The sequence below is a fragment of the Pseudomonas sp. CDFA 610 genome, assembly GCF_021147865.1.
In the GTDB taxonomy this organism is placed as follows: domain Bacteria; phylum Pseudomonadota; class Gammaproteobacteria; order Pseudomonadales; family Pseudomonadaceae; genus Aquipseudomonas; species Aquipseudomonas alliivorans.
The window spans coordinates 38,365-63,950 of sequence record NZ_JAGTPM010000003.1 but is presented as its reverse complement, the minus strand read 5'-3'; the positions used below and the strand labels follow the sequence as shown (position 1 = coordinate 63,950).

The following is a 25,586-nucleotide window of genomic DNA, read 5'->3' as shown; positions in this document are numbered from 1 at the left end:
GCGTCACGTAAGCCTTGGGACAACTCGTGGCGCGCCAGTCATACACGTTCAAACTGCGTTACGGTTCTTCAAATTTCGAGTTGCTGCGGTCAGGGTAGATCGACTGCATGAGTTCGATGTCTTTGGCGCTCAGTGTCTTTCCGGTGTTGATGATTTCAAAATCGCCCAGCGTCAGGGCATTCGGAATATCGAAGTGCATGATCGAGTCCCGGTCATAAGCTGAGTAGTGAAAGTCGGCCGCTTCGTATTGGTCGAGGAAGTTCCTGGCCACCAGTTCATCGCTGTAGCCTGCCAGGGCCAGCAGGCGACGCAAGACCGGCTCGTTCCACGGAATTTTTGCATCCGGATGTTGATGCTCATGGACGGCGCCCAGTGCATGTCCGAATTCGTGCAGGACAATGCGTTCAAGTTCGGCCTTGGGCCGCAGATCGGCCTCGAATATCTCCCCGAAATTGAATTCCATGGTGGCCTTGTCCTGCGCCACCAGCAGAGCGTCAGTACCCAGCTCGCTCCAGTTCAAGTGGGTATTGAGGCCGATACGAATGTCGCTGGGGCCGCTGGTCACGAATTCGAACTTCAGGTTCACGTGCGGCAGCCACTTGCGGGCGGCATCGATGATCGGCTGAGTGAGCGGGGCGGGCGGGTTCTTGAGGAATTCGATTTTCAAGGTCCGGCCACGAGCCCAGTACTTGTTGAAAGCCACCAGGATGCGTGGCTCGCGCCCGCTGGTTTCCGAGGCATAGCCTGGGTCCGATTCGTAGGTCGGTGTAATGGCTGCGTTGGCCGGGTTTTCGCGAATGGCGGTCTCGTAGGACGCCTGATAGTCCTGCGCGTCTCGCATCGAACAGAGCAGCGGCAGATTTTCTCGGGGTTGTAATTCGGGCATGAGGATCATCTTCGTGTGGGGCGCTTCCTTGTCGGAATGCGCGATAAATGGACCGCGAAGATAAGCCGTTGAAAGAGTGGGCAGGTGTTAACTAAATACTGAGCCGCACATTGCGTGCGGCGCAGTGGCGGACTTATTTACGCACAAAATCACGAATGCGTTCGGCAGCCTCGATGCATTCTGCAAGCGGCGCAACCAGCGCGAGGCGAACCCTGCCGGCGCCCGGATTGACGCCATCGACTTCCCGCGACAGGTACGAGCCGGGAACCACGGTCACATGCTGGTCGACGAACAGATCGCGGCAGAAGGCAGCGTCGTCGGTGCCGACATTCGGCCACAGATAGAAGCCGCCGTCCGGGCGCTGCACGTCCAGCACAGGCGCGAGGATGTCCAGCACGGCATCGAACTTCTCACGGTACAGATCGCGGTTCGCACGAACATGCTCTTCGTCGTTCCAGGCTGCAATGCTGGCCAGTTGAGTTTGAACCGGCATGGCGCAGCCGTGGTAGGTGCGGTACAGCAGGAACGCTTTGAGAATGTCCGCATCTCCTGCCACGAAGCCCGAGCGCAGGCCGGGCAGGTTGGAGCGCTTGGACAGGCTGTGGAAGACCACGCAGCGTTTGAAATCCTTGCGGCCCAGTTCCGCGCAGGCACTGAGCAGGCCCGGCGGTGGCGTCTGCTCGTCAAAGTACAGCTCGCTGTAGCACTCGTCGGCGGCGATCACAAAGTCGTGTTCGTCAGCCAGGGCGATCAGCTTCTTCAGGGTGTCTACCGGAATCAGTGCGCCGGTCGGGTTGCCCGGCGAGCACAGGAACAGGATCTGGCATCGTTTCCAGATATCCGGCGTTACCGCATCGAAATCCGGGTTGAAGCCGTTTTCGCTCAGGCACGGCAGGTAGTAGGGCTGTGCACCTGCAAGAAAGGCTGCGCCCTCGTAGATTTGATAGAACGGGTTGGGGCTGATGACCAGTCCGTCATCGCTCCGGTTGACCACGGTCTGAGTGAAGGCAAACAGCGCCTCGCGGGTTCCGTTGACCGGCAGAACGTTGCGCGCCGGGTCCATCCAGCCCTCTGGCAGGTCGAACCTGCGTGTGCACCAGCCTGCAATCGCTTCGCGCAGTGCCGCAATGCCCAGTGTGGTCGGATAAACCGCCATCTGGTCCAGGTTGTCGGCCAAGGCCTTGGCGACAAAGTCGGGAGAGCGATGCTTGGGCTCACCAATGGACAGCGCAACTGGACGTTTTTCCGGGTTGGGCGTCACGCCGCTGAGCAGGGCACGGAGCTTCTCGAACGGATAAGGCTGAAGCAGTTGCATGGCGTTGTTCATGAGGTAAAGGCTCTCAAGGACTGCGTCGAAGGTTAAATACTGAGTCGCATCTCGCCGCTTGGCTGCGAGTTGACACTCAGTTGCTTGATGATCGCCTCCTGCAATCGGCTGCAGAGTTGCGGATCGGACAACGGGTGATTATCAGCATCGGTAATAAAGAACACGTCCTCCACTCGCTCCCCCAGTGTCGCAATCTTGGCATTCTGCAGCGACAGGTCGAACTCCAGAAAAATCTTGCCGATGCGCGCCAGCAGGCCCGGGCGATCCGGTGCCAGCAGTTCGAGCACCGTGACCGGGCGCTGTGCATCGTTGTGAATCGTGACTTGCGGTGCAAAGGCGAAATGCTTGAGCTGCCTTGGCACACGCCGTTTGATGATGGTCGGGTAGTCATCCGGGTTGCGCAGGGCTTCGGTCAGGCCCTCACGGATTTCCTGAACGCGTACCGGGTTGTCGCCGATCGAACCGCCTTCGTTGTCCAGCACGATATAGGTGTCGAGTGTGAACTTGCTGCTGGAAGTAATGATGCGTGCGTCATGAATGTTCAGGTTCAACTGGTCCATCGCCGCCACAGTCACGGCGAAGAAGTCATGCTGGTCCGGCGCATAAATGAAGATCTGCGTGCCGCCTTCGAACTCCCGTTGCGTGGTTTCCTTGATCAGCACCAGCGGCCCGCCATCGGCAGGCTGTTGCAGGATGGCATCGCTGTGCCAGGCCACATCGCCGGCCGTGTGGCGCAGGAAGTAATCATCGCCCAGAGCCGACCAGAGCTGTTCGACATCATCAGGGTCAGTGCCATTGCGCACCAGAATGTCCAGTGCCGCGATCTGAGTACGGCGGATCTGCTCTTCGCGATCAACCGGGTTCTCAAGGCCACGGCGCAACGCACGCTTGGTCTCGGTGTACAGCTGGCGCAGCAGGCTGGCGCGCCACGAGTTCCAGAGCGTGGGGTTGGTCGCATTGATGTCGGCGACGGTCAGCACGTACAGGTAATCCAGATGAACCTCATCGCCCACGAATTGGGCGAAATCGTGGATGACCTGCGGGTCGGACAGGTCCTTGCGCTGCGCGGTGGTCGACATCACCAGGTGATGGCTCACCAGCCAGACGATCAGACGGGTGTCCCAGCTCGGCAAGTGGTGACGCACGCCAAAGGCTTGGGCATCCATCGCGCCCAGTTCGGAGTGATCACCGCCACGGCCCTTGCCAATGTCATGGTATAGCCCGGCCAGATAGATCAGTTCCGGCTTTGGCAGCCTGCCCATGATCTTGCTGGCCAACGGAAATTTCTCCGACACCTCGGTGTATTGCAGTTTGCGCAGATGCTTGATCAGGTTCAGGGTGTGCGCATCGACGGTATAAATGTGGAACAGGTCGTGCTGCATCTGACCGACGATGTGGCCGAACTCCGGCAGGTACAGACCGAGAATGCCGTAGCGGTTCATCCGGCGCAGGTTGCGGTGGATACCGATTTCGCACTTGAACAGCTCGATGAACAGGCTGGTGTTGCGAATATCGTTACGGAAGTCGTCGTTGATCAGGTGTCGATGTTCGCGCAGCAGGCGAATGGTGTCGGCACGCACGCCTTTGATTTCCGGATGCTGGGCCATCAGCACGAAAATTTCGATCATGGCGAACGGGGTGCGCTTGAACACGTTCGGGTGTGTCGCTTCTATATAACCATCATGCAGCTGGAAGCGGGAATTGAGTGGCTGCGGCGTACCGCTGTCGTCGTCCGACAGAATGACTTCTTCGAAGTGCTGGATGATCAGATCGCTCAGCTCGGCGATGCTCATGACCACACGGTAGTACTTCTGCATGAAGCGTTCGATGGCAAGTTTGGCATCGCTGTCTTCATAACCCAGAAGACTGGCAATACCGCGCTGATAGTCGAACAGCAGACGGTCTTCGGAACGTCCGGCCAGCATGTGCAGCGCATAGCGGACCTTCCACAGGAATTCCTGAGAAGACGCCAGCAGGTTGTTCTCGCTTTCCAGGAGGAAGCCTTCACCGGCCAGAGCATGCAGGTTCAGGGTGCCGTATTGGCGCCGCGCCACCCAGAGGATGGTCTGGATATCGCGCAGGCCTCCGGGCGAGCCTTTCACATTCGGCTCAAGGTTGTACTCGGTGTCGTTGTACTTGTGATGACGGCTCTTCTGTTCTGCCCGTTTGGCCAGGAAGAAGTCCTTGCTGGGCCACATGTGGCGCGGGCTGGTGACTTCCAGCATGCGCTGACGCAGGCGCTCGGGACCGGCGATGGTCCGGCTCTCCATGAGGTTGGTGATGACGGTCAGGTCGGCCAGGCCTTCCTGCGCGCATTCGTCAACCGACCGAACGCTCTGTCCGACTTCCAGGCCAATGTCCCACAGCAGGGTCAGAAACCGTTCGATAGGCTCGCGAAAGATTTCGTGGTCTGCACTGTCCAGCAGGATCAGCAGGTCGATGTCGGAATAGGGGTGCAGTTCGCCCCGCCCATAGCCGCCGACCGCCAGGAGCGCGATATCGGCGTCTTCGCTCCAGTCGAACTGATCCCATGCCTGACACAGGATGTTATACACGAACCAGGCGCGATCCTCGATCAGGCGACGAATGTCCCGTCCCGACCGGAAGCGTGCGTCCAGCACATCGCGCGCGTTGCGGATGGCTTTCTTGAAAGCAGCGATAGGGCTGGCCTTCAGTGCCAGTTCGGCCTGGAACTGGCCGCGGTCGAACAAATCAGGATCTACCTGCGGCATTGAGCGGTTTTCCTCGTGTCGGACGGTTGGAAGGCGCTATCGATCATTCATGGCGATTTGTGCGCGATGGTGTCATCGCTGCGCAGGGTGAAAATCTCGTATCCATCGGCAGTCACCAGAATCGTGTGCTCCCACTGGGCAGAGAGCTTGCGGTCCTTGGTGATTGCCGTCCAGCCATCGCCGAGAATTTTTGTGTCAGCCTTGCCCTGATTGATCATCGGCTCAATGGTGAAGGTCATGCCTTCGAGCAGTTCGATGCCGGTGCCCGCCTCGCCGAAGTGCATGACCTGCGGCTCTTCATGAAACACTTTGCCGATGCCGTGACCGCAGAACTCGCGAACCACCGAAAAACCGTTCTTTTCCGCGTGTTTCTGAATGACTGCGCCAATGTCACCCAGTCTGGTGCCCGGGCGAACAATCTCGATGGCCTTGTACAGGCACTCCTGGGTGACCTGCGACAGGCGTTCGGCCCATACCGGTACGGTGCCCACGTGAAACATTCTGCTGGTATCGCCGTGGTAGCCGTCCTTGATGACCGTGACGTCGATGTTCAATGTGTCGCCGTTCTTGAGCTGCTTTTCGCCTGGAATGCCGTGGCACACCACCTGATTGATCGAGGTGCAGATCGACTTGGGAAAGCCTTTGTAGTTGAGTGGCGCGGGGATGGCCTGCTGCTCGTTGACGATATAGTCATGGCAGATGCGGTCCAGCTCTTCAGTGGTTACACCGGGCTTGACGTGAGGGGCGATCATTTCCAGGACTTCGGCTGCCAGACGGCCCGCAATGCGCATCTTTTCGATGTCTTCCGGGGTTTTCAGGGTGATAGTCATACAGGGTCTCTCGGCATGTCGTGTGCGCGTTCTGTGCGCAGAGGCGCGATTCTACCAGACCGCCGCGCAGCGAGTGATCATCGCTTCCTTTATATGCACGCAAGACAGCGGCAAAGCCTTGGCGAAACAAGCACTTGATTGGAGTTCCGTTCTCTTTCCTTTTGTGATATAAAATGCGCCGCTTTCCAAGGTCCGTCCTGAAAGCTTAAACCCACACACGTGTCGACACGATGACCTGGGTGCCTTTGGCTCATGCCACTGGTTGGTCATTGGGATACGTGGAGGCCTAACCCGACTTATCAAGGAACTATCATGTCCCAAGTCACCATGCGCGATATGCTGAAGTGCGGCGTCCACTTCGGTCACCAAACCCGTTACTGGAACCCGAAAATGGGTAAATACATTTTCGGCGCGCGTAACAAGATTCACATCATCAACCTTGAAAAAACCCTGCCGATGTTCAACGAAGCCCTGACTTTCGTTGAGCGCCTGGCCTCGGGCAAAAACAAGATTCTGTTCGTCGGCACCAAGCGTTCCGCTGGCAAGATCGTTGCCGAAGAAGCAGCACGTTGCGGTTCGCCGTACGTCGACCATCGCTGGTTGGGCGGCATGCTGACCAACTTCAAGACCATTCGTCAGTCGATCAAACGTCTGCGTGAGCTGGAAGTACAGGCAGAAGACGGTACTTTCGCCAAGCTGACCAAGAAAGAAGCCCTGATGCGCACCCGTGATCTGGAAAAACTGGATCGCAGCCTGGGTGGTATCAAGGACATGGGCGGTCTGCCAGACGCTCTGTTCGTTATCGACGTTGATCACGAGCGCATCGCGATCACCGAAGCCAACAAGCTGGGCATCCCGGTCATCGGCGTTGTCGATACCAACAGCAGCCCGGAAGGCGTTGACTACATCATCCCGGGCAACGATGACGCAATCCGCGCCATTCAGCTGTACATGGGTTCGATGGCTGACGCTGTAATCCGTGGTCGTAACAATGTTGCTGGCGGCACCGACGTATTCGTCGAAGAAGCTCCAGCTGCAGCAGCTGTAGAAGGCTGAGTAAAAACGCCTGGCGTTTACTCAGTACGCGAAAAGGGGGCTTAGCCCCCTTTTTGCCACCTAGGAAATGATTTGTTGGTGGGCGAGCATGGATTTAGTGTCATGTGCCGCTGCCACCCTGAATTTTCAAGAATTGCACGCCCGTTCAGTCGGGTGGAATGGTTGAAGACCTATCCAAGAGGATTTTGAAATGGCAGAGATTACTGCAGCGTTGGTCAAAGAACTGCGCGAGCGTACCGGCGAAGGCATGATGGATTGCAAAAAGGCCTTGACCAAGGCTGGCGGCGACATCGAAAAGGCAATCGACGACATGCGTGCTTCCGGCGCCATCAAGGCCGCCAAGAAAGCAGGCAACGTTGCTGCTGAAGGCGCCATTGCTGTAAAGGTTGCTGAAGACAACAAGTCCGCTGTCATCATCGAAGTGAACTCGCAGACCGACTTCCTGGCTCTGCAGGACGACTTCAAGAACTTCGTCACCAGCAGCATCGAAAAAGCTTTCGCTGACAAACTGACCGACGCAGCTCCGCTGATCGAAGCTCAGGAAGTCGAGCGTACCGCTCTGGTTGCAAAGGTTGGTGAGAACGTCAACATCCGCCGTCTGGCTCGTATCGAAGGCGACGTGGTCAATGCTTACCTGCACGGTAACAAGATCGGTGTTGTGGTTGTCCTGAAAGGCGGCGACGCTGAACTGGCCAAAGACATCGCGATGCACGTTGCTGCCAGCAACCCCGAGTTCCTGCTGCCTTCCGACGTTTCGCCAGAAGCGATCGAGCGCGAGAAGAACGTCTTCCTGCAACTGAACGAAGACAAGCTGAAAGGCAAGCCTGCCGACATCGCCGAGAAGATGGTAAGCGGCCGTATCAGCAAGTTCCTGGCCGAAGCCAGCCTGGTCGAGCAAGCGTTCGTCAAGAATCCGGAAATCAAGGTCGGCGAACTGGCCAAGAAAGCCGGTGCTGAAATCGTATCGTTCACCTACTACAAAGTAGGCGAAGGCATCGAGAAGCCAGTCGACAACTTCGCTGAAGAAGTAGCTGCCCAGGTAGCTGCCAGCAAGAAGTAAGACGGTTTTCCATACGTCGCCCCAAAGAGGCTGCCCGCTCACGCGTGCGGCCTCTTTGTCGAAAGAGAAAAGGAATAATTTCCTTTGAGAATCGGCTCACAAGGCTGCATTCTCCGGACGCTCACGGAGCGTCAAGCTAGAGTAAGCGCAGGCTCCATATAGCCCGCACAGATTTTTTTCAGAAAACGCCGCAGGAGAGATTCGCAATGGCTCAGCAGGGCAGTGGTTATCAGGCTCGCTATAAACGCATTCTACTCAAGCTCAGCGGCGAGGCCCTGATGGGCTCGGAAGAGTTCGGCATCGACCCCAAGGTGCTGGACCGCATGGCGCTGGAGGTCGGCCAACTGGTCGGCATTGGTGTTCAGGTCGGGCTGGTCATTGGCGGGGGTAACCTGTTCCGTGGTGCAGCACTGAGTGCAGCAGGCATGGACCGGGTCACCGGTGATCACATGGGCATGCTGGCCACTGTGATGAACGCGCTGGCCATGCGCGACGCGCTGGAGCGGGCTAACATTACCGCTATCGTGATGTCCGCGATCTCGATGGTAGGTGTGACGGATCATTACGATCGCCGCAAGGCCATGCGTCACCTGAGCTCCAAGGAAGTGGTGATCTTCGCTGCCGGTACGGGTAATCCGTTCTTCACGACAGATTCGGCTGCTTGTCTGCGTGCTATCGAAATCGACGCTGACGTGGTGCTAAAGGCGACCAAGGTTGATGGTGTTTATACCGCAGATCCGTTCAAAGACCCCAATGCCGAGAAGTTCGATCATCTCTCTTATGATGAAGTGCTGGATCGCAAGCTGGGCGTCATGGATCTCACCGCAATCTGCCTGTGCCGCGACCACAAGATGCCGTTGCGTGTCTTCAACATGAACAAACCCGGCGCCCTCCTGAATATTGTCCACGGTGGCGCCGAAGGAACCCTGATCGAGGAAGTTCAACAATGATCAACGAAATCAAGAAAGATGCTCAGGCGCGCATGCAGAAATCGCTCGAATCCCTGAGCCATGCGTTCGGCCAGATTCGTACCGGCAAGGCTCACCCAAGTATTCTGGGTAGCGTGATGGTGCCTTACTACGGTGCTGACACTCCGTTGAGCGGTGTCGCCAACGTCACCGTGAAAGACTCTCGTACCCTGCAGGTCGTGGCGTTCGAGCGCAACATGCTGGCCGCCGTCGACAAGGCGATCCAGAGCGCGGGTCTGAACCTCAATCCGACCAACCTCGGTGAAATGTTGCTGATCTCCATGCCGGCGCTGACCGAGGAGACCCGCAAGGGCTTCACCAAGCAGGCGCGCAGTGCTGCTGAAGATGCTCGCGTTGCCGTGCGTAACATTCGCCGCGATGCGTTGGGTGACCTGAAAAAACTGGTCAAGGATAAGGAAATCAGCGAAGACGAAGAGCGTCGTGCCGCTGCCGATATCCAGAAGCTGACTGACAAGGCTGAAGCGGATATCGATGCCGCGACCAAGACAAAAGAAGCAGATCTGATGGCTGTATAAGGTTTCGGACGCTTTCATGGAAAAGATAAAACCGGCTGCATCGCCCTCGGTGCCGCGCCACGTTGCGATCATCATGGATGGCAACAATCGCTGGGCAAGGAAGCGCCTGTTGCCAGGTGTTGCCGGTCACAAGGCGGGCGTTGACGCCGTGCGTGCCGTTATCGAGGTCTGCGCAGAAGCCAAGGTCGAAGTGCTGACACTGTTCGCGTTCTCCAGTGAAAACTGGCAGCGCCCGGCTGACGAGGTCGGTGCACTGATGGAACTGTTCTTCACAGCACTGCGTCGTGAGACCAAGCGCCTGAACGAAAACGACATCAGCCTGCGAATCATCGGCGATCGCTCACGCTTTCATCCCGAACTTCAGGCCGCGATGCGTGAGGCCGAGCAGCGCACGGCCGGTAATAACCGCTTTGTTCTTCAGATCGCTGCCAACTATGGTGGGCAGTGGGATATCGCCCAGGCCGCCCAGCGCCTGGCGCGTGAAGTTCAGGCCGGTCATCTGCAGCCGGAAGACATCACGCCGGAATTGTTGCAGACCTGCCTGGCGACGGGCGATCTGCCACTGCCGGACCTGTGCATTCGCACAGGCGGCGAACACCGTATCAGCAACTTTCTGCTTTGGCAGCTGGCGTATGCCGAGCTGTACTTCTCCGACCTGTTCTGGCCGGACTTCAAACACGATGCCATGCGCGCTGCGCTGGCTGATTTCGCTTCCCGCCAACGTCGTTTCGGTAAAACGAGCGAGCAGGTAGAAGCTGGAGCCCGGGCTTAATGCTGAAACAACGGATCATCACGGCACTCATTCTGTTGCCGATCGCCCTTTGCGGCTTCTTTCTGCTGACCGGCGCGTACTTTGCGCTGTTCATCGGTTTCGTGGTCGTGCTGGGTGCATGGGAATGGGCTCGACTTGCAGGCTTTGCCGCGCAGTCGATGCGCATCGGCTATGCCGCCGTGGTGGCTGTGCTGCTTTTCCTCATGTACCTGCTGCCCGGGCTTGAGCCCTGGGTTCTGGTTGCAGCCGTCATCTGGTGGGCGGTAGCCACCTTCCTGGTGCTGACCTACCCAGACTCCAGTGAGCATTGGGCCAGTGCCGCCTGCAAGCTGGTGATCGGTCTTCTCATCCTGCTGCCTGCCTGGCAAGGGCTGGTGCTGATCAAGCAGTGGCCACTGGGCAACTGGTTGATCCTTGCAGTAATGGTTCTGGTATGGGCAGCCGATATTGGTGCCTATTTCTCGGGCAAGGCATTCGGCAAGCGCAAGCTGGCACCCAAGGTCAGCCCGGGTAAAAGCTGGGAAGGCGTTTACGGTGGTCTGGCGGTCAGCCTGGGTATCACGGCAGCAGTGGGTATTTCCCGCGACTGGACTGCCGCCCAGTTCATTGGCGGTCTGCTGGGTGCTGCTGTCGTGGTGTTCATTTCGGTGATCGGTGACCTGACCGAGAGCATGTTCAAGCGTCAGTCGGGCGTCAAGGACAGCAGCAATCTGCTTCCAGGTCACGGTGGCGTGCTGGACCGTATCGACAGTCTGACCGCGGCCATCCCAGTGTTTGCAGTGCTGCTCTGGGCTGCCGACTGGGGTGTCATGTGAGTCGTGTTCAACAAATTACCGTTCTGGGTGCGACCGGTTCAATCGGTTTGAGCACGCTGGATGTAATTGCGCGTCATCCGTCGCTATACCAAGTGTTTGCGCTGACGGGTTTCACTCGTACCAGTGAACTGCTGGCGTTGTGCGTCAGGCACACGCCGCAGTTTGCCGTGGTGCCCGAGCAGGCAGTTGCACGCAAGTTGCAGGATGATCTCGCCGCTGCCGGGCTCGATACCCGTGTGCTTGTCGGTGAGGAGGGGCTTTGCCAGGTTTCGGCTCATCCTCAGGTCGATGCGGTCATGGCGGCCATCGTCGGCGCAGCAGGTCTTCGCCCGACACTGGCGGCCGTCGAGGCTGGCAAAAAGGTACTGCTGGCCAACAAGGAAGCGCTGGTCATGTCCGGCGCGCTGTTCATGCAGGCGGTTCGTCACAGCGGCGCGGTCCTGCTGCCCATCGACAGCGAACACAATGCGATCTTTCAGTGCCTGCCTGCGGACTTTGCCCGAGGTCTGGGTGCGGTCGGCGTCAGGCGCATCATGCTGACGGCCTCGGGCGGCCCATTCCGTCAGACGCCCCTCGATCAACTGCACCATGTGACACCTGACCAGGCCTGTGCCCACCCGGTATGGTCCATGGGGCGCAAGATTTCCGTCGACTCCGCCACCATGATGAACAAAGGCCTTGAACTCATAGAGGCTTGCTGGCTGTTCGATGCTCGTCCTTCCCAGGTGGAGGTGGTGATTCATCCTCAGAGCGTGATCCACTCACTGGTGGACTATGTGGATGGCTCGGTGCTCGCCCAGCTTGGCAATCCGGATATGCGTACGCCAATCGCCAATGCGCTGGCCTGGCCTGCGCGTGTAGAATCGGGCGTCGCACCGCTGGATCTGTTTCGCATCGGCCAGCTGGACTTTCAGGCGCCCGATGAAGAACGTTTTCCGTGCCTGCGACTGGCTCGTCAGGCTGCGGAGGCTGGCGGCAGTGCTCCCGCGATGCTCAATGCGGCTAATGAAATTGCGGTGGCTGCGTTTCTGGACGGGCGTATTCGGTACCTGGAGATCGCCGCTATCATCGAGGATGTGCTGAATCTCGAGCCGGCCATTGAGGTCGAAGACCTCGAAGCGGTATTCGCAGCAGATGGCCGGGCTCGAATGCTTGCCACCCAGTGGCTGGAACGACACGGTCGCTGATGTTGCCAAAAATCAGTGAAGGGATTGATGTGGTGCGTCACGTGCAGGTTCGAAGGTCTGCGATGATAAACACACTTGCCGCTGAGTCGGTACCCGGAGAAAGTCGATGAGTGCGTTATACATGATTGTCGGCACCCTGGTTGCGCTGGGTGTGCTGGTCACTTTTCACGAGTTTGGTCACTTCTGGGTGGCTCGGCGCTGTGGCGTCAAGGTCCTGCGGTTTTCCGTAGGTTTCGGCACGCCACTGGTGCGCTGGCACGACCGTCAGGGCACCGAATACGTCGTCGCGGCCATTCCTCTGGGCGGCTATGTGAAGATGCTCGACGAGCGCGAAGGCAATGTACCGCCCGAGCTTGCCGATCAGTCATTCAATCGCAAGACGGTGTATCAGCGTTTCGCCATCGTCGCGGCAGGTCCGACTGCCAATTTCCTTCTGGCCATCGCCTTTTTCTGGGTTCTGGCCATGCTGGGTACACAGCAGGTTCGTCCTGTCATCGGTGCGGTGGAGGCCGGGAGTATCGCCCAGCGCGCAGGCCTGGCAGCGGGGCAGGAAATCACTTCCATTGACGGTGAGCCTGTGTCGGGCTGGTCAGCCGTCAATCTGCAGCTGGTCCGTCGTCTGGGTGAAAGTGGCACTGTTGCCGTCATGCTTCGCGAGCCCGGTTCCACGGCCGATACTCCACGCGAACTGGTTCTGAACAACTGGCTGAAAGGCGCAGAGGAACCCGATCCAATCAAATCCCTTGGTATTCGTCCGTGGCGACCTGCGTTGCCGCCTGTGCTGGAAGAGCTTGATCCGAAGGGGCCTGCCCAGGCAGCAGGTCTGAGGATGGGCGATCGGCTGGTTTCGGTGGACGGGCAGCCGCTCAACGAGTGGCAGCAGGTTGTCGACTGGGTGCGTGAGCGTCCGGGTGCAAAGGTTTCGTTGCGTATCGAGCGTGATGGTGCACAGCTCGATGTTCCTGTCACCCTGGCAGCGCGTGGCGAAGGTCAGGCTGCAGCGGGTTACCTGGGTGCAGGCGTCAAAGGTGTAGACTGGCCGGCCGAAATGGTCCGCGAGGTCAGCTACGGTCCGTTCGCCGCCATGGGGGAGGGCGTGAAGCGTACCTGGACCATGAGCGTGCTGACGCTGGATTCACTCAAGAAAATGTTGTTCGGTGAGCTCTCGGTAAAAAACTTGAGTGGACCGATAACCATTGCTAAAGTGGCGGGCGCTTCGGCCCAGTCGGGTATCGGAGACTTTCTGAACTTCCTCGCTTATCTGAGCATAAGCCTCGGGGTTCTGAATTTGCTGCCCATTCCCGTTCTGGACGGGGGGCATTTGCTGTTTTATCTGATCGAGTGGGCGCGTGGTCGCCCCCTTTCGGAAAAGGTTCAAGGTTGGGGGGCGCAGATCGGTATCAGTCTGGTTGTGGGCGTTATGTTGCTCGCGCTGGTCAACGATCTGGGTCGACTGTAAAGCGTTGCCGAGTTGCGAATCTGCCGCATTTTGCGGCAGTTTGTTTATTGCCAGTTGGAATAAGAAAGGACTTCATGAAACGTCTGCTGCTAACTGCGGTTCTTGCCGCACTGATGATCGCTGAAGTTCACGCCGAGTCCTTCACCATCTCCGATATCCGTGTCAACGGCCTGCAGCGGGTTTCCGCCGGCAGTGTCTTTGGCGCACTGCCGCTCAACGTGGGCGAGCAGGCGGATGACGGTCGTCTGGTCGATGCCACTCGTGCGTTGTTCAAGACCGGCTTCTTTCAAGATATCCAGCTGGGTCGCGATGGCAACGTGCTCGTCATCTCCGTTGTCGAGCGTCCTTCTGTTGCCAGCATCGAGATCGAAGGCAACAAGGCGATCTCCACCGAAGACCTCATGAAAGGCCTCAAACAATCGGGTCTGGCTGAAGGCGAAATTTTCCAGCGTGCCACGCTCGAGGGCGTGCGTAACGAACTGCAGCGCCAATATGTGGCCCAGGGTCGCTACTCTGCCGAGGTTGCCGCCGAAGTCGTGCCGCAGCCGCGCAACCGAGTCGGCCTCAAGATCAATATCAATGAAGGCACCGTTGCCTCCATTCAGCACATCAACGTCGTGGGCAATACTGTGTTCCCCGACGAGGACCTGATCGACCTGTTCGAACTCAAGACGTCCAACTGGCTGTCCTTCTTCAAGAACGACGACAAGTACGCTCGCGAAAAGCTGTCCGGCGACCTGGAACGTCTGCGTTCCTACTACCTCGACCGCGGCTATATCAACATGGATATCGCCTCGACTCAGGTCTCGATCACGCCTGACAAGAAAAACGTCTACATCACTGTGAACGTCAACGAAGGCGAGAAGTACAGCGTCAAGTCGGTCAAGCTCAGCGGTGATCTGAAAGTGCCTGAAGATCAGGTCAAGTCCCTGATGCTGGTTCAGCCTGGTCAGGTCTTCTCGCGCAAGGTCATGACTACGACCTCCGAGCTGATCACCCGTCGTCTGGGTAACGAAGGCTATACCTTCGCCAACGTGAACGGTGTTCCGACGCCGAACAACGAAGATCACACGGTCGATATCACCTTCGTGGTCGACCCAGGCAAGCGTGCCTATGTGAACCGTATCAACTTCCGTGGCAACACCAAGTCTGCGGACGAAGTGCTGCGCCGTGAAATGCGTCAGATGGAAGGCGGTTGGGCTTCCACCTACCTGATCGACCAGTCCAAGACCCGTCTTGATCGGCTGGGCTTCTTCAAGGAGGTCAACGTCGAGACGCCGGCCGTACCGGGCACCGATGATCAGGTGGACGTTAACTACGCGGTCGAGGAGCAGGCTTCCGGTTCGATTACTGCCAGCGTCGGCTTTGCACAGAGTGCCGGTCTGATTCTGGGTGGTTCGATCAGCCAGAACAACTTCCTGGGTACGGGTAACAAGGTCAGCATCGGTCTGACCCGTTCCGAGTACCAGAGCCGTTACAACTTCAGTTATGTTGACCCGTACTACACGCCGGACGGCGTCAGCCTGGGTTACAACGCCTTCTATCGCACTACCGACTACGACGATCTCGACGTGGATGTGGCCAGCTATGCGGTCGACAGCCTTGGCGCCGGTGTGAGCCTGGGTTATCCGATCAGCGAGACGTCCCGCCTGACTTATGGCCTGACCGTACAGCAGGACGAGATCAAGACCGGCACGTACACTGTTGATGAAATCTTCGATTTCACCAACCGCGAAGGCGACAAGTTCCTGAACTTCAAGGCGTCTGCCGGCTGGTCCGAATCGACCCTGAACAAGGGTGTACTGCCAACCCGCGGCCATTCCCAGAGCCTGGTCTTCGAAACCACGCTGCCGGGCAGTGATCTGTCGTTCTACAAACTTGACTACCGGGCCCAGTACTTCCACCCGATCACCGACAACTACACGCTGCGCCTGCACACCGAGCTGGGTTATGGCGACGGCTATGGTTCGACGTCGGGTCTGCCGTTCTATGAAAACTACTATGCCGGTGGCTTCAACTCGGTCCGTGGTTTCAAGGACAGCACCCTGGGTCCTCGCAGCACGCCGAGTTCGGGTCGCAACCCTGGCACCCAACCTGACCCGGATCAGGATCCACTGCCATTCGGCGGTAACGTACTGGTTCAGGGCGGCGTTGAAGTCATGTTCCCTCTGCCGTTCATCAAGGATCAGCGCTCGCTGCGCACCTCCGTTTTCTGGGATGTGGGTAACGTCTTCGACAGCAATTGCGACTCCAGCAGAACGCGCAACGGTCAGCGTGTCGAGTGCAACAATGTCGACCTGTCCGGCATGGCCAGCTCTGTCGGTGTCGGCGTGACCTGGATCACAGCGCTCGGTCCTCTGAGCTTCGCATTGGCAATGCCGATCAAGAAACCGGACGACGATTCCGAAACACAGGTTTTCCAATTCTCCCTGGGTCAGACCTTCTAAGCGTCTGATCTTTGATAACGCAACGAATTCTGTAGGAGTTGTATTGTGCGTAAGTTGACTCAATTGGTACTGCTGGCCACCGTTCTGGTTGCAAGCCCTGCTTTTGCCGACATGAAAATTGCTGTGCTGAACTATCAGATGGCTCTGCTGGAATCTGACGCTGCCAAGAAATATGCCGTTGATGCCGAGAAGAAATTCGGTCCGCAACTGACCAAGCTGAAAAGCTTGGAAAGCAGCGCCAAGGGCATTCAGGATCGTCTGGTCAGCGGTGGCGACAAGATGGCTCAGCCTGAGCGCGAGCGTCTTGAGCTCGAGTTCAAGCAAAAAGCCCGTGATTTCCAGTTCCAGTCCAAGGAGCTGAACGAAGCCAAGGCCGTTGCTGACCGTGAAATGCTCAAGCAGCTCAAGCCGAAGCTGGATCAGGCTGTTGAAGAAGTCATCAAGAAAGGTGGCTTCGACCTGGTGTTCGAGCGCGGTGCGGTGATTGACGTCAAACCTCAGTATGACGTTACTCGCCAGGTCATCGAGCGCATGAATCAGCTGAAGTAATATGAGCGCGACCATCAAGCTCGGCCAGTTGGCCGAGTTCCTGGGCGCCACGTTACGTGGCGACAAGGACAACGACATCAATGGGCTGGCCACTTTACAAGAGGCCGGCCCTGATCAGATCAGCTTCCTGGCAAATCCCCAATACCGTAGATTCCTGTCCGATACCCAAGCCGCTGCCGTGCTGCTCAAGCCCGCTGATGCCGAAAGTTTCACCGGGAATGCGCTGTTGGTGCCCGATCCGTATCTGGCCTATGCCCGGATCTCCCATCTGTTCGATCCCAAGCCCAAGGCCGCTGCCGGTATTCATCCGACAGCAGTGATCTCCGACGACGCTATCGTCGACCCTGCGGCCAGTATCGGTGCTTTCGCGGTTGTCGAAAGCGGCGCACGGATCGCAGCTCAGGTCACGATTGGCGCGCACTGCTTCATCGGTGCGCGTTGCGAGATCGGTGAGGGCGGCTGGCTGGCTCCTCGTGTGACGCTTTACCACGACGTTCGCATTGGCAAGCGCGTGGTGATCCAGTCCGGGGCTGTGCTGGGCGGAGAAGGTTTCGGCTTTGCCAATGAAAAAGGTGTCTGGCAGAAGATCGCCCAGATCGGTGGTGTTTCCATTGGCGACGACGTGGAGATCGGTGTGAATACCGCCATCGACCGTGGGGCGCTGGCGGATACCCGGATCGGTAATGGGGTCAAGCTGGATAACCAGATTCAGATCGCTCACAACGTTCAGATCGGTGATCACACGGCCATGGCGGCCTGCGTCGGGATCTCCGGAAGCACGAAGATCGGCAAGCATTGCATGCTGGCCGGTGGCGTGGGACTGGTAGGTCATATCGAGATATGTGATGGTGTTTTCATCACGGGCATGACCATGGTGACCCATTCCATCACCGAGCCAGGTTCCTATTCTTCGGGCACTGCAATGCAGCCAGCCGCTGAATGGCGAAAGAGTGCGGCTCGTCTGCGCAAGATCGATGATATGGCCCGGCGTCTGCAAAAACTGGAAAAGATGGTCGAGACCGTGACCAGCGCCGGTAATCCTCCATCTGATGGCTGATACCTTTTTAATATCAAGCGTGCACAGTCGATAAACTGCCTCCTTGATGTAGAGGGGTGCTGCGCCATCGCGAAGCACCCCTAATCTTTACTACAGGCTTCCCCTCGAAATGATGGACATCAAAGAAATTCGCGAATACCTGCCTCATCGTTATCCGTTCCTGTTGGTGGATCGCGTCACGGAACTGGATATCGAGAACAAGACTATTCGCGCTTACAAGAATGTCAGCGTCAACGAGCCTTTTTTCAATGGCCACTTCCCCCAGCATCCGATCATGCCGGGCGTACTGATCATTGAGGCCATGGCACAGGCGGCGGGGATTCTGGCGTTCAAAATGTTGAACGCGAAGCCTTCCGACGGCACCCTCTATTATTTTGTGGGTTCGGACAAGCTGCGCTTCCGTCAGCCGGTTCTGCCGGGTGACAAGCTGGTTCTGGAAGCCAACTTCCTGAGCTCCAAGCGCCAGATCTGGAAGTTCGAGTGCAAGGCCACCGTCGACGGTAAAGCGGTATGCTCCGCTGAAATCATCTGTGCGGAACGCAAGCTATGAGTTTGATTGACCCTCGCGCAATCATCGATCCGACGGCCGTACTGGCCGACAATGTGGAGGTCGGCCCCTGGTCGATCATCGGACCCGGTGTGGAAATTGGCGAGGGTACAGTGGTCGGTCCTCATGTCGTCCTCAAGGGACCGACCCGAATCGGCAAGCACAATCGCATCTACCAGTTCTCATCGGTAGGCGAAGATACACCCGACCTCAAGTACAAGGGCGAGGAGACTCGCCTTGTGATCGGTGATCACAACGTGATCCGTGAAGGCGTCACCATTCATCGCGGGACTGTCCAGGATCGCGCCGAGACCACGCTGGGTGATCACAACCTGATCATGGCTTACGCGCACATCGGTCACGACAGTGTGATTGGCAATCATGTGATTCTGGTCAACAACACGGCGCTGGCAGGTCATGTGCACGTTGATGACTGGGCGATCCTTTCGGGATTCACCCTCGTGCATCAGTTCTGCCACATCGGCGCGCACAGTTTCTCCGGCATGGGCACCGCCATCGGCAAGGACGTTCCGGCGTTCGTGACCGTGTTTGGCAACCCTGCCGAAGCGCGGAGCATGAACTTCGAGGGCATGCGCCGTCGGGGTTTCTCCGAAGAGGCGATTCACGCCCTGCGCAGGGCCTACAAGACTGTCTATCGCCAAGGCCTGACCATTGATCAGGCTGTCGCTGATCTTGCCGAGCCTGCCGCGTTATTCCCCGAGGTGGCGGTGTTCCTCGAGTCGATCCAGGCTTCGACCCGCGGCATTACCCGCTAACCATGGCTCGCCCATTGCGTATCGCGCTGGTGGCCGGTGAGGCTTCCGGCGATATTCTCGGCTCCGGTCTGATGCGTGCCATCAAGGCGCGACATCCCGATGCCGAGTTCATCGGTGTCGGTGGTCCGCTCATGGAAGCACAGGGCATGCAGTCCTACTTCCCCATGGAACGCCTGTCGGTCATGGGGCTCGTCGAAGTGCTGGGTCGATTGCGCGAGCTGCTTGCCAGACGCAAGCTGCTGGTCCAGACCCTGATTGATGAAAAGCCCGATGTTTTCATCGGTATCGACGCCCCGGACTTCACCCTCAATATCGAACTTCAACTGCGTCGTGCAGGCATCAAGACTGTCCATTACGTCAGTCCTTCGGTGTGGGCATGGCGTCAGAAGCGTGTGCTCAATATCCGCGAAGGCTGCGATCTGATGCTGACCCTTCTGCCGTTCGAAGCACGGTTCTATGAAGAAAAAGGCGTCCCGGTCCGGTTTGTCGGGCATCCGCTTGCCGACACCATACCGCTGGAGTCCGACCGTGCAGCTGCTCGTACCGAGCTGGGGCTGATGGGTGACGGGCCTGTCGTCGCCTTGATGCCGGGCAGTCGCGGTGGTGAAGTGGGTCGTCTGGGCGCGTTGTTTTTCGATGCCGCCGAGCGCCTTCTGATCCAGCGTCCGACAATGCGTTTCGTGCTCCCCTGTGCCAGTCCCCAGCGGCGGACTCAGATCGAAGAGCTGCTGCAAGGGCGCGACCTGCCGATCACCTTGCTCGACGGCCGGTCGCATGTCGCGCTCGCCGCCTGCGATGCGGTCTTGATCGCTTCCGGTACGGCGACGCTTGAGGCGCTGCTTTACAAGCGACCGATGGTGGTTGCCTATCGTATGGCGCCGGTTACTTTCTGGGTTCTGAAGCGACTGGTCAAAAGCCCCTACGTGTCGCTGCCCAACCTGCTGGCTCAGCGCCTTCTGGTGCCGGAACTGCTGCAGGACGCGGCCACGCCCGAAGCGTTGGCAGAGACGCTGCTGCCGCTGATCGATGAAGGTCAGGCACAGACTCAGGGCTTCGACGAGATTCACCGGACGTTGCGCCGCGATGCCTCCAATCAGGCTGCCGAGGCGGTGCTGGGTCTGCTTGGGCAAACGTCTTCACTGTGAGTAAGCCAATGATACAGACAGGTCTGGATTTCACGCTGGTCGAGGACCTTGTCGCGGGCGTCGATGAAGTGGGGCGCGGCCCGCTGTGCGGCGCAGTCGTCACCGCTGCCGTGATTCTTGACCCGACGAGGCCTATCCTGGGCCTCAATGACTCCAAGAAACTGACCGAGGCCCGCCGGGAAAAGCTGTTCGACGAGATTCAGGAAAAAGCCCTGTGCTGGTTCATCGCCCGGGCTGAAGTCGAAGAAATCGACGAACTGAACATTCTGCATGCCACGATGCTGGCCATGAAGCGTGCAGTCGAAGGCTTGAGCATCACTCCCAGGCTTGCCTTGATTGACGGCAATCGTTGCCCGCAGTTGTCTGTGCCCTCGGCTCCCGTGGTGCAGGGCGATGCCAAGGTGCCTGCCATTGCTGCGGCCTCGATTCTCGCCAAGGTCAGTCGTGACCGGGAAATGGCCGCGTTCGAGCTCATTTATCCGGGTTATGGCATGGGCGGCCACAAGGGGTATCCGACGCCGGTACACCTGGAAGCCTTGGCTCGTCTGGGGCCGACACCCATTCATAGGCGCTCCTTCGCGCCGGTCCGCGCCGCCCATGAGGCGCGAGCGGCCATGATGATGGCGCAGGTTTCATCGTCGATCGGGTTGTTGCAGGACTGACGTTTCAGTCAGGTCTCGCTACAATCGCGCCCTCGTTTTCAGTTTTTGCGCTATAGGATCACCATGCCGGCTTCTTTCGTTCATCTACGCCTGCACACCGAATACTCTCTGGTCGACGGTCTGGTCCGGGTCAAACCGCTGATCAAGGCGCTGACCGGTATGAACATGCCTGCCGTCGCGGTGACCGATCAAAACAACATGTGCTCGCTGGTCAAGTTCTATAAAGCAGCGCAGGGCGCGGGCATCAAGCCGATCTGTGGTGCCGATCTGTGGCTCGCCGGCCGTGATCAGGACGCTGCGCTCAGCCGTATCAGTCTGCTGGTCATGAACGCTCAGGGCTATCGCAACCTGACAGAGTTGATCTCGCGCGGGTTCATTGAAGGGCAGCGCAACGGCCAGATCGTGATTCAGCGTGAGTGGGTCGCTCAGGCCAGTGATGGTCTGATCGCATTGTCGGCGGCGAAGGAAGGCGAGATTGGCATGGCATTGCTCGGCGGTAATCCGGGCGAGGCAGACGAACTGTTGCGTGAATGGATGTCGGTCTTTCCGGATCGCTTCTACATTGAAGTGCAGCGCACCAACCGCGCCAACGATGAAGAACACCTGCACGCCGCCGTTGCCCTGGCTGACCGCCACGGCGCTCCACTGGTCGCGACCAACGACGTGCGCTTCATCAAGCAGACCGATTTCGAGGCTCACGAAACCCGTGTCTGCATCGGCGAAGGTCGCGCACTGGATGACCCTCGGCGTTCGCACAACTACAGTGATCAGCAATACCTGAAAAGCCCGGAAGAAATGGCCGAGCTGTTCAGCGACCTGCCAGAGGCGCTGACCAACAGTGTCGAAATCGCCAAGCGCTGCAATATCGACGTGAAGCTGGGTACGCACTTTCTGCCCAACTTCCCGATTCCCGATGGCATGACCATCGATGAATATTTCCGCAAAGTGTCGTTCGACGGTCTGGAGGAGCGCCTCGCGGTCCTGCTGCCCAAGGACACCACTGAAGATTACGAAGCCAAGCGCCAGGTCTATGTCGACCGGCTGAATTTCGAGCTGGATATCATTATCCAGATGGGGTTCCCCGGTTACTTCCTGATCGTGATGGACTTCATTCAGTGGGCCAAGAGCAATGGCGTGCCGGTAGGTCCTGGCCGTGGATCGGGTGCCGGTTCGCTGGTGGCTTACGTGCAGAAGATTACGGACCTCGATCCGCTGGAATACGACCTGCTGTTCGAACGCTTCCTGAACCCGGAGCGGGTTTCGATGCCCGACTTCGACGTCGATTTCTGCATGGACGGTCGCGACCGGGTTATTGACTATGTGGCCGAGAAATACGGCCGCAATGCCGTGAGCCAGATCATCACCTTCGGTTCCATGGCCGCCAAGGCTGTGGTGCGTGACGTGGCGCGGGTGCAGGGCAAGTCCTACGGGCTGGCTGATCGCCTGTCGAAAATGATCCCGTTCGAAGTCGGCATGACCCTTGAGAAGGCCTATGAGCAGGAAGAGATCCTGCGTGACTTTCTCAAGGTCGATGAAGAGGCGGCTGAAATCTGGGAAATGGCCCTCAAGCTCGAGGGTGTCGTGCGTAACGTGGGCAAGCACGCCGGGGGCGTGGTGATCGCGCCCACCAAGCTGACGGATTTCTCGCCGATCTATTGCGACGAAGCCGGCGACGGTCTGGTAACCCAGTTCGACAAGGATGACGTCGAGGCGGCCGGTCTGGTGAAATTCGACTTCCTCGGTCTGCGGACCCTGACCATCATCGACTGGGCGCTGAAGACCATCAACCGCGACCGCGCCAAGGTCAACGAAGCGCCGCTGGACATCGCGTTCATCCCGCTGGATGACATGCCGACCTATCAGTTGTTGCAGCGCGCCGAGACAACGGCCGTGTTCCAGCTCGAGTCGCGGGGCATGAAAGAGCTGATCAAAAAGCTCAAGCCCGACTGTCTGGAAGACCTCATCGCACTGGTGGCCCTGTTCCGTCCGGGGCCGCTGCAGTCGGGCATGGTGGACGACTTCATCAACCGTAAGCACGGTCGCGCCGAGCTGTCCTATCCACACGTCGACTATCAGTACGAAGGCCTGAAGCCTGTATTGGCGCCGACCTACGGCATCATCCTGTATCAGGAGCAGGTGATGCAGATTGCGCAGGTCATGGCGGGCTATACCCTCGGCGGTGCAGACATGCTGCGTCGTGCGATGGGTAAGAAAAAGCCCGAGGAAATGGCCAAGCAGCGCGGCGGTTTCATCGAAGGCTGCAAGACCAACAATATCGACCCGGACCTGGCGGGTAACATTTTCGATCTGGTGGAAAAATTCGCCGGTTACGGTTTCAACAAGTCCCACTCAGCCGCGTACGGTCTGGTGTCATATCAGACCGCCTGGCTGAAGACCCACTACCCGGCGCCGTTCATGGCCGCCGTGTTGTCGGCGGACATGCACAACACCGACAAGGTCGTGACCTTGATCGAAGAAGTGCGCACCATGAAACTGCGCCTCGATGCGCCGGACGTGAACACTTCCGAGTTCAAGTTCACCGTCAGTGACGATGGCCGGATTCTGTATGGTCTGGGCGCGATCAAAGGGGTGGGCGAGGGGCCGGTCGAGGCGATCACCGAAGCCCGTCTGCAAGGGCCGTTCAAGGATCTGTTCGATTTCTGCGCCCGTGTCGATCTCAAACGCGTGAACAAACGCACCCTGGATGGCCTGATCCGCAGTGGCGCACTGGATCGTCTCGGTCCTTATTTCGAGCTGGAACCCAAGGCCTATCAGGCCAATATCGACCGTAACCGCTCGGTGTTGCTCGCGGCCCTCGAAGAAGCCATTCAGGCCGCCGAGCAGACTGCCCGAAGCCGTGATAGCGGTCACTCGGACCTGTTTGGTGGCCTGTTCGTCGAAGAAGATGCGGACGTCTACGCCAATCACCGCAAGACCCGTGAGCTGAGCCTGAAGGATCGCTTGCGTGGCGAGAAGGAAACCCTTGGTCTCTATCTGACCGGGCACCCGATCGATGAATATGAAGGCGAGATTCGTCGCTTCGCCCGCCAGCGCATCATCGACCTGAAACCGGCGAGAGATACTCAGACCGTGGCAGGCCTGATCATTGCCTTGCGAGTGATGAAGAACAAGAAGGGCGACAAGATGGGGTTCATCACCCTGGACGACCGCTCGGCGCGTATCGAAGCATCGCTGTTTGCCGAAGCCTTCCATTCGGCTCAGTCACTGTTGCAGACCGATGCTATGGTGGTGGTTGAGGGCGAAGTAAGTAATGATGACTTCTCCGGCGGCTTGAGACTACGTGCCAAGCGCGTCATGAGTATCGAGGATGCACGGACCAATCTGGCCGAAAGCCTGCGAGTGACGGTGCATGCCGACGCACTCAAGGGCGACCGGCTGCGCTGGCTCGGTGATCTTTGCAAGCGCCATCGTGGTGCCTGTCCGATCACGGTGGATTACACCGGTAAGGATGCCAAAGCGTTGCTGCAGTTTGGAGAAGCATGGCGAATCGATCCTGCAGACAGCTTGATTCAGGCTCTGCGTGACCAGTTCGGACGTGAGAACGTCTTTCTCCAGTATCGCTGAAGGCCGCAGGCTATATCTGCGCCCAGCCCTGAATTTTAATTTCGACCTGACCGCGTCTGTTCCCTCTAGGGAAAGGCGCAGACGGATCAACCGGCCGGCCTCTTGGCCGTCGACCCAAGACGGATGCCTATGAACCCGAATTTTCTGGATTTCGAACAGCCTATCGCTGACTTGCAAGCCAAGATCGAAGAACTGCGCCTGGTGGGTAACGATAACTCGCTGAACATCGGCGACGAAATTTCCCGGTTGCAGGACAAGAGCAGGACTCTGACCGAAAGTATCTTCGGCAACCTGACCAGCTGGCAGATTGCACGCATGGCGCGTCATCCCCGTCGCCCTTACACACTGGATTACATCCAGAATATTTTCACCGAATTCGATGAGCTGCACGGTGATCGTCACTTCTCCGACGACGCGGCCATTGTGGGCGGCGTTGCGCGTCTGGAAGGTCAGCCTGTGATGGTTATCGGTCATCAGAAAGGCCGTGAAGTTCGCGAAAAGGTGCGTCGCAATTTCGGCATGCCGCGGCCTGAAGGCTATCGCAAGGCCTGCCGTCTGATGGAAATGGCCGAGCGTTTCAAGATGCCGATCCTGACGTTCATCGACACACCGGGCGCTTACCCTGGTATTGACGCTGAAGAGCGCAACCAGAGCGAAGCGATCGCCTGGAACCTGCGTGTCATGGCGCGGCTGAAAACCCCGATCATCGCCACGGTCATCGGCGAAGGCGGTTCGGGTGGTGCATTGGCCATCGGCGTGTGCGACCAATTGAACATGCTGCAATATTCGACTTACGCGGTTATTTCGCCGGAAGGCTGCGCATCGATTCTGTGGAAGACGGCCGAGAAAGCGCCGGACGCTGCCGAAGCCATGGGCATCACCGCCGAGCGCCTGAAGGGCTTGGGCATCGTCGACAAGGTCATCACCGAGCCATTGGGCGGCGCTCACCGTGATCCGGTTGCCGCCTCGGCTTTGATCCGTGAGGAGCTGAGCAGCCAGTTGGCAATGCTCAAGAAGTTCGACAACGACGCGCTGCTGGCCCGCCGTTATGATCGTCTGATGAGCTACGGCTTGTAAGATGATGTGGGAGGTGTCGCGGTGTTTCCTAACGCGGCACCTCTCAGGGCCAACACAAAACTGTGGAAGGCTCTCTCACGTTTTCGACGTAGCGCTGTCGCACATCAAACGCC

At 58.3% G+C, this 25,586-nt stretch carries 21 protein-coding genes; 17 read left to right on the top strand and 4 right to left on the bottom strand.

Annotation, left to right across the window (positions count from 1 at the left end; genetic code table 11):
* Window positions 1-58: 58 nt before the first annotated feature.
* The 4 genes from KDX39_RS05765 to map all read right to left on the bottom strand — a co-directional run bounded on the left by KDX39_RS05765 (window position 59) and on the right by map (window position 5,775).
* On the bottom strand, window positions 59-886 hold the full coding sequence (locus tag KDX39_RS05765; RefSeq protein WP_099230067.1) for a matrixin family metalloprotease: 828 nt from the start codon (window positions 884-886) through the stop codon (window positions 59-61).
* A gap of 133 nt (window positions 887-1,019) precedes the next feature.
* A complete protein-coding gene (gene dapC / locus KDX39_RS05760; RefSeq protein ID WP_231659677.1) occupies window positions 1,020-2,213 on the bottom strand; it encodes a succinyldiaminopimelate transaminase in 1,194 nt (397 codons plus the stop codon).
* Window positions 2,214-2,245: 32 nt separating this feature from the next.
* Window positions 2,246-4,945 (bottom strand): [protein-PII] uridylyltransferase, encoded by a 2,700-nt coding sequence (locus tag KDX39_RS05755; RefSeq protein ID WP_231659676.1) that lies wholly within the window; start codon window positions 4,943-4,945, stop codon window positions 2,246-2,248.
* A 47-nt stretch (window positions 4,946-4,992) separates the two neighbouring features.
* Complete coding sequence (gene map / locus KDX39_RS05750; RefSeq protein WP_099229699.1) at window positions 4,993-5,775, bottom strand: type I methionyl aminopeptidase; 783 nt, start codon at window positions 5,773-5,775, stop codon at window positions 4,993-4,995.
* A gap of 312 nt (window positions 5,776-6,087) precedes the next feature.
* Here map and rpsB point away from each other — a divergent pair, with 312 nt between their 5' ends.
* The 17 genes from rpsB to KDX39_RS05665 all read left to right on the top strand — a co-directional run bounded on the left by rpsB (window position 6,088) and on the right by KDX39_RS05665 (window position 25,473).
* Window positions 6,088-6,831 (top strand): 30S ribosomal protein S2, encoded by a 744-nt coding sequence (gene rpsB, locus KDX39_RS05745; protein WP_004879016.1) that lies wholly within the window; start codon window positions 6,088-6,090, stop codon window positions 6,829-6,831.
* Window positions 6,832-7,021: 190 nt separating this feature from the next.
* Complete coding sequence (gene tsf, locus KDX39_RS05740; protein ID WP_099229700.1) at window positions 7,022-7,891, top strand: translation elongation factor Ts; 870 nt, start codon at window positions 7,022-7,024, stop codon at window positions 7,889-7,891.
* A 206-nt stretch (window positions 7,892-8,097) separates the two neighbouring features.
* Window positions 8,098-8,841, top strand: coding sequence for a UMP kinase (pyrH, locus tag KDX39_RS05735; RefSeq protein ID WP_073164001.1), 744 nt, complete (start codon window positions 8,098-8,100; stop codon window positions 8,839-8,841).
* The gene (gene frr / locus KDX39_RS05730; RefSeq protein ID WP_024686173.1) at window positions 8,838-9,395 is read left to right on the top strand and encodes a ribosome recycling factor; all 558 of its coding nucleotides are present in this window, start codon (window positions 8,838-8,840) and stop codon (window positions 9,393-9,395) included. Before pyrH ends, frr begins: the two co-directional genes overlap by 4 nt.
* A gap of 16 nt (window positions 9,396-9,411) precedes the next feature.
* Complete coding sequence (uppS, locus tag KDX39_RS05725; RefSeq protein WP_099229701.1) at window positions 9,412-10,167, top strand: polyprenyl diphosphate synthase; 756 nt, start codon at window positions 9,412-9,414, stop codon at window positions 10,165-10,167.
* Window positions 10,167-10,982 carry a phosphatidate cytidylyltransferase gene (locus KDX39_RS05720; protein WP_210072858.1) on the top strand — a complete coding sequence of 272 codons (816 nt, stop codon included), beginning with the start codon at window positions 10,167-10,169 and terminating at the stop codon, window positions 10,980-10,982. Before uppS ends, KDX39_RS05720 begins: the two co-directional genes overlap by 1 nt.
* Window positions 10,979-12,169, top strand: a complete 1,191-nt coding sequence (gene ispC / locus KDX39_RS05715; RefSeq protein WP_231659675.1) for a 1-deoxy-D-xylulose-5-phosphate reductoisomerase — start codon at window positions 10,979-10,981, stop codon at window positions 12,167-12,169. Before KDX39_RS05720 ends, ispC begins: the two co-directional genes overlap by 4 nt.
* A gap of 106 nt (window positions 12,170-12,275) precedes the next feature.
* Window positions 12,276-13,628: a sigma E protease regulator RseP gene (rseP, locus tag KDX39_RS05710; protein WP_184318960.1), complete on the top strand. Its 1,353-nt coding sequence runs from the start codon at window positions 12,276-12,278 to the stop codon at window positions 13,626-13,628.
* 74 nt (window positions 13,629-13,702) lie between these two features.
* A complete protein-coding gene (gene bamA, locus KDX39_RS05705) occupies window positions 13,703-16,075 on the top strand; it encodes an outer membrane protein assembly factor BamA (RefSeq protein WP_099229705.1) in 2,373 nt (790 codons plus the stop codon).
* Between the two features lie 45 nt (window positions 16,076-16,120).
* Window positions 16,121-16,624, top strand: a complete 504-nt coding sequence (locus KDX39_RS05700) for an OmpH family outer membrane protein (RefSeq protein ID WP_002554721.1) — start codon at window positions 16,121-16,123, stop codon at window positions 16,622-16,624.
* A gap of 1 nt (window position 16,625) precedes the next feature.
* Window positions 16,626-17,681 (top strand): UDP-3-O-(3-hydroxymyristoyl)glucosamine N-acyltransferase, encoded by a 1,056-nt coding sequence (gene lpxD, locus KDX39_RS05695; RefSeq protein WP_231659674.1) that lies wholly within the window; start codon window positions 16,626-16,628, stop codon window positions 17,679-17,681.
* A 109-nt stretch (window positions 17,682-17,790) separates the two neighbouring features.
* Window positions 17,791-18,231 carry a 3-hydroxyacyl-ACP dehydratase FabZ gene (gene fabZ, locus KDX39_RS05690; RefSeq protein WP_004879034.1) on the top strand — a complete coding sequence of 147 codons (441 nt, stop codon included), beginning with the start codon at window positions 17,791-17,793 and terminating at the stop codon, window positions 18,229-18,231.
* Complete coding sequence (gene lpxA / locus KDX39_RS05685; RefSeq protein WP_004879036.1) at window positions 18,228-19,004, top strand: acyl-ACP--UDP-N-acetylglucosamine O-acyltransferase; 777 nt, start codon at window positions 18,228-18,230, stop codon at window positions 19,002-19,004. The genes fabZ and lpxA overlap by 4 nt, the downstream gene beginning before the upstream one ends.
* Window positions 19,005-19,006: 2 nt before the next feature.
* Window positions 19,007-20,149 (top strand): lipid-A-disaccharide synthase, encoded by a 1,143-nt coding sequence (lpxB, locus tag KDX39_RS05680; protein WP_231659673.1) that lies wholly within the window; start codon window positions 19,007-19,009, stop codon window positions 20,147-20,149.
* An 11-nt stretch (window positions 20,150-20,160) separates the two neighbouring features.
* Window positions 20,161-20,811 carry a ribonuclease HII gene (gene rnhB / locus KDX39_RS05675; RefSeq protein ID WP_184320126.1) on the top strand — a complete coding sequence of 217 codons (651 nt, stop codon included), beginning with the start codon at window positions 20,161-20,163 and terminating at the stop codon, window positions 20,809-20,811.
* Window positions 20,812-20,874: 63 nt separating this feature from the next.
* Complete coding sequence (gene dnaE / locus KDX39_RS05670; RefSeq protein WP_184318969.1) at window positions 20,875-24,396, top strand: DNA polymerase III subunit alpha; 3,522 nt, start codon at window positions 20,875-20,877, stop codon at window positions 24,394-24,396.
* A 129-nt stretch (window positions 24,397-24,525) separates the two neighbouring features.
* Window positions 24,526-25,473 carry an acetyl-CoA carboxylase carboxyltransferase subunit alpha gene (locus tag KDX39_RS05665; protein WP_099229711.1) on the top strand — a complete coding sequence of 316 codons (948 nt, stop codon included), beginning with the start codon at window positions 24,526-24,528 and terminating at the stop codon, window positions 25,471-25,473.
* Window positions 25,474-25,586 lie beyond the last annotated feature (113 nt).

Excerpts from the sequence above, each read along its gene's own strand:
- KDX39_RS05765 (WP_099230067.1), bottom strand. The coding sequence starts at position 886 with ATGCCCGAATTACAACCCCGAGAAAATCTGCCGCTGCTCTGTTCGATG.
- uppS (WP_099229701.1), top strand. The coding sequence starts at position 9,412 with ATGGAAAAGATAAAACCGGCTGCATCGCCCTCGGTGCCGCGCCACGTT.
- dnaE (WP_184318969.1), top strand. The coding sequence starts at position 20,875 with ATGCCGGCTTCTTTCGTTCATCTACGCCTGCACACCGAATACTCTCTG.
- lpxD (WP_231659674.1), top strand. The coding sequence starts at position 16,626 with ATGAGCGCGACCATCAAGCTCGGCCAGTTGGCCGAGTTCCTGGGCGCC.
- bamA (WP_099229705.1), top strand. The coding sequence starts at position 13,703 with ATGAAACGTCTGCTGCTAACTGCGGTTCTTGCCGCACTGATGATCGCT.
- lpxA (WP_004879036.1), top strand. The coding sequence starts at position 18,228 with ATGAGTTTGATTGACCCTCGCGCAATCATCGATCCGACGGCCGTACTG.
- rseP (WP_184318960.1), top strand. The coding sequence starts at position 12,276 with ATGAGTGCGTTATACATGATTGTCGGCACCCTGGTTGCGCTGGGTGTG.
- dapC (WP_231659677.1), bottom strand. The coding sequence starts at position 2,213 with ATGAACAACGCCATGCAACTGCTTCAGCCTTATCCGTTCGAGAAGCTC.
- rpsB (WP_004879016.1), top strand. The coding sequence starts at position 6,088 with ATGTCCCAAGTCACCATGCGCGATATGCTGAAGTGCGGCGTCCACTTC.
- pyrH (WP_073164001.1), top strand. The coding sequence starts at position 8,098 with ATGGCTCAGCAGGGCAGTGGTTATCAGGCTCGCTATAAACGCATTCTA.
- lpxB (WP_231659673.1), top strand. The coding sequence starts at position 19,007 with ATGGCTCGCCCATTGCGTATCGCGCTGGTGGCCGGTGAGGCTTCCGGC.
- KDX39_RS05665 (WP_099229711.1), top strand. The coding sequence starts at position 24,526 with ATGAACCCGAATTTTCTGGATTTCGAACAGCCTATCGCTGACTTGCAA.
- frr (WP_024686173.1), top strand. The coding sequence starts at position 8,838 with ATGATCAACGAAATCAAGAAAGATGCTCAGGCGCGCATGCAGAAATCG.
- KDX39_RS05755 (WP_231659676.1), bottom strand. The coding sequence starts at position 4,945 with ATGCCGCAGGTAGATCCTGATTTGTTCGACCGCGGCCAGTTCCAGGCC.
- map (WP_099229699.1), bottom strand. The coding sequence starts at position 5,775 with ATGACTATCACCCTGAAAACCCCGGAAGACATCGAAAAGATGCGCATT.
- tsf (WP_099229700.1), top strand. The coding sequence starts at position 7,022 with ATGGCAGAGATTACTGCAGCGTTGGTCAAAGAACTGCGCGAGCGTACC.
- fabZ (WP_004879034.1), top strand. The coding sequence starts at position 17,791 with ATGATGGACATCAAAGAAATTCGCGAATACCTGCCTCATCGTTATCCG.
- KDX39_RS05720 (WP_210072858.1), top strand. The coding sequence starts at position 10,167 with ATGCTGAAACAACGGATCATCACGGCACTCATTCTGTTGCCGATCGCC.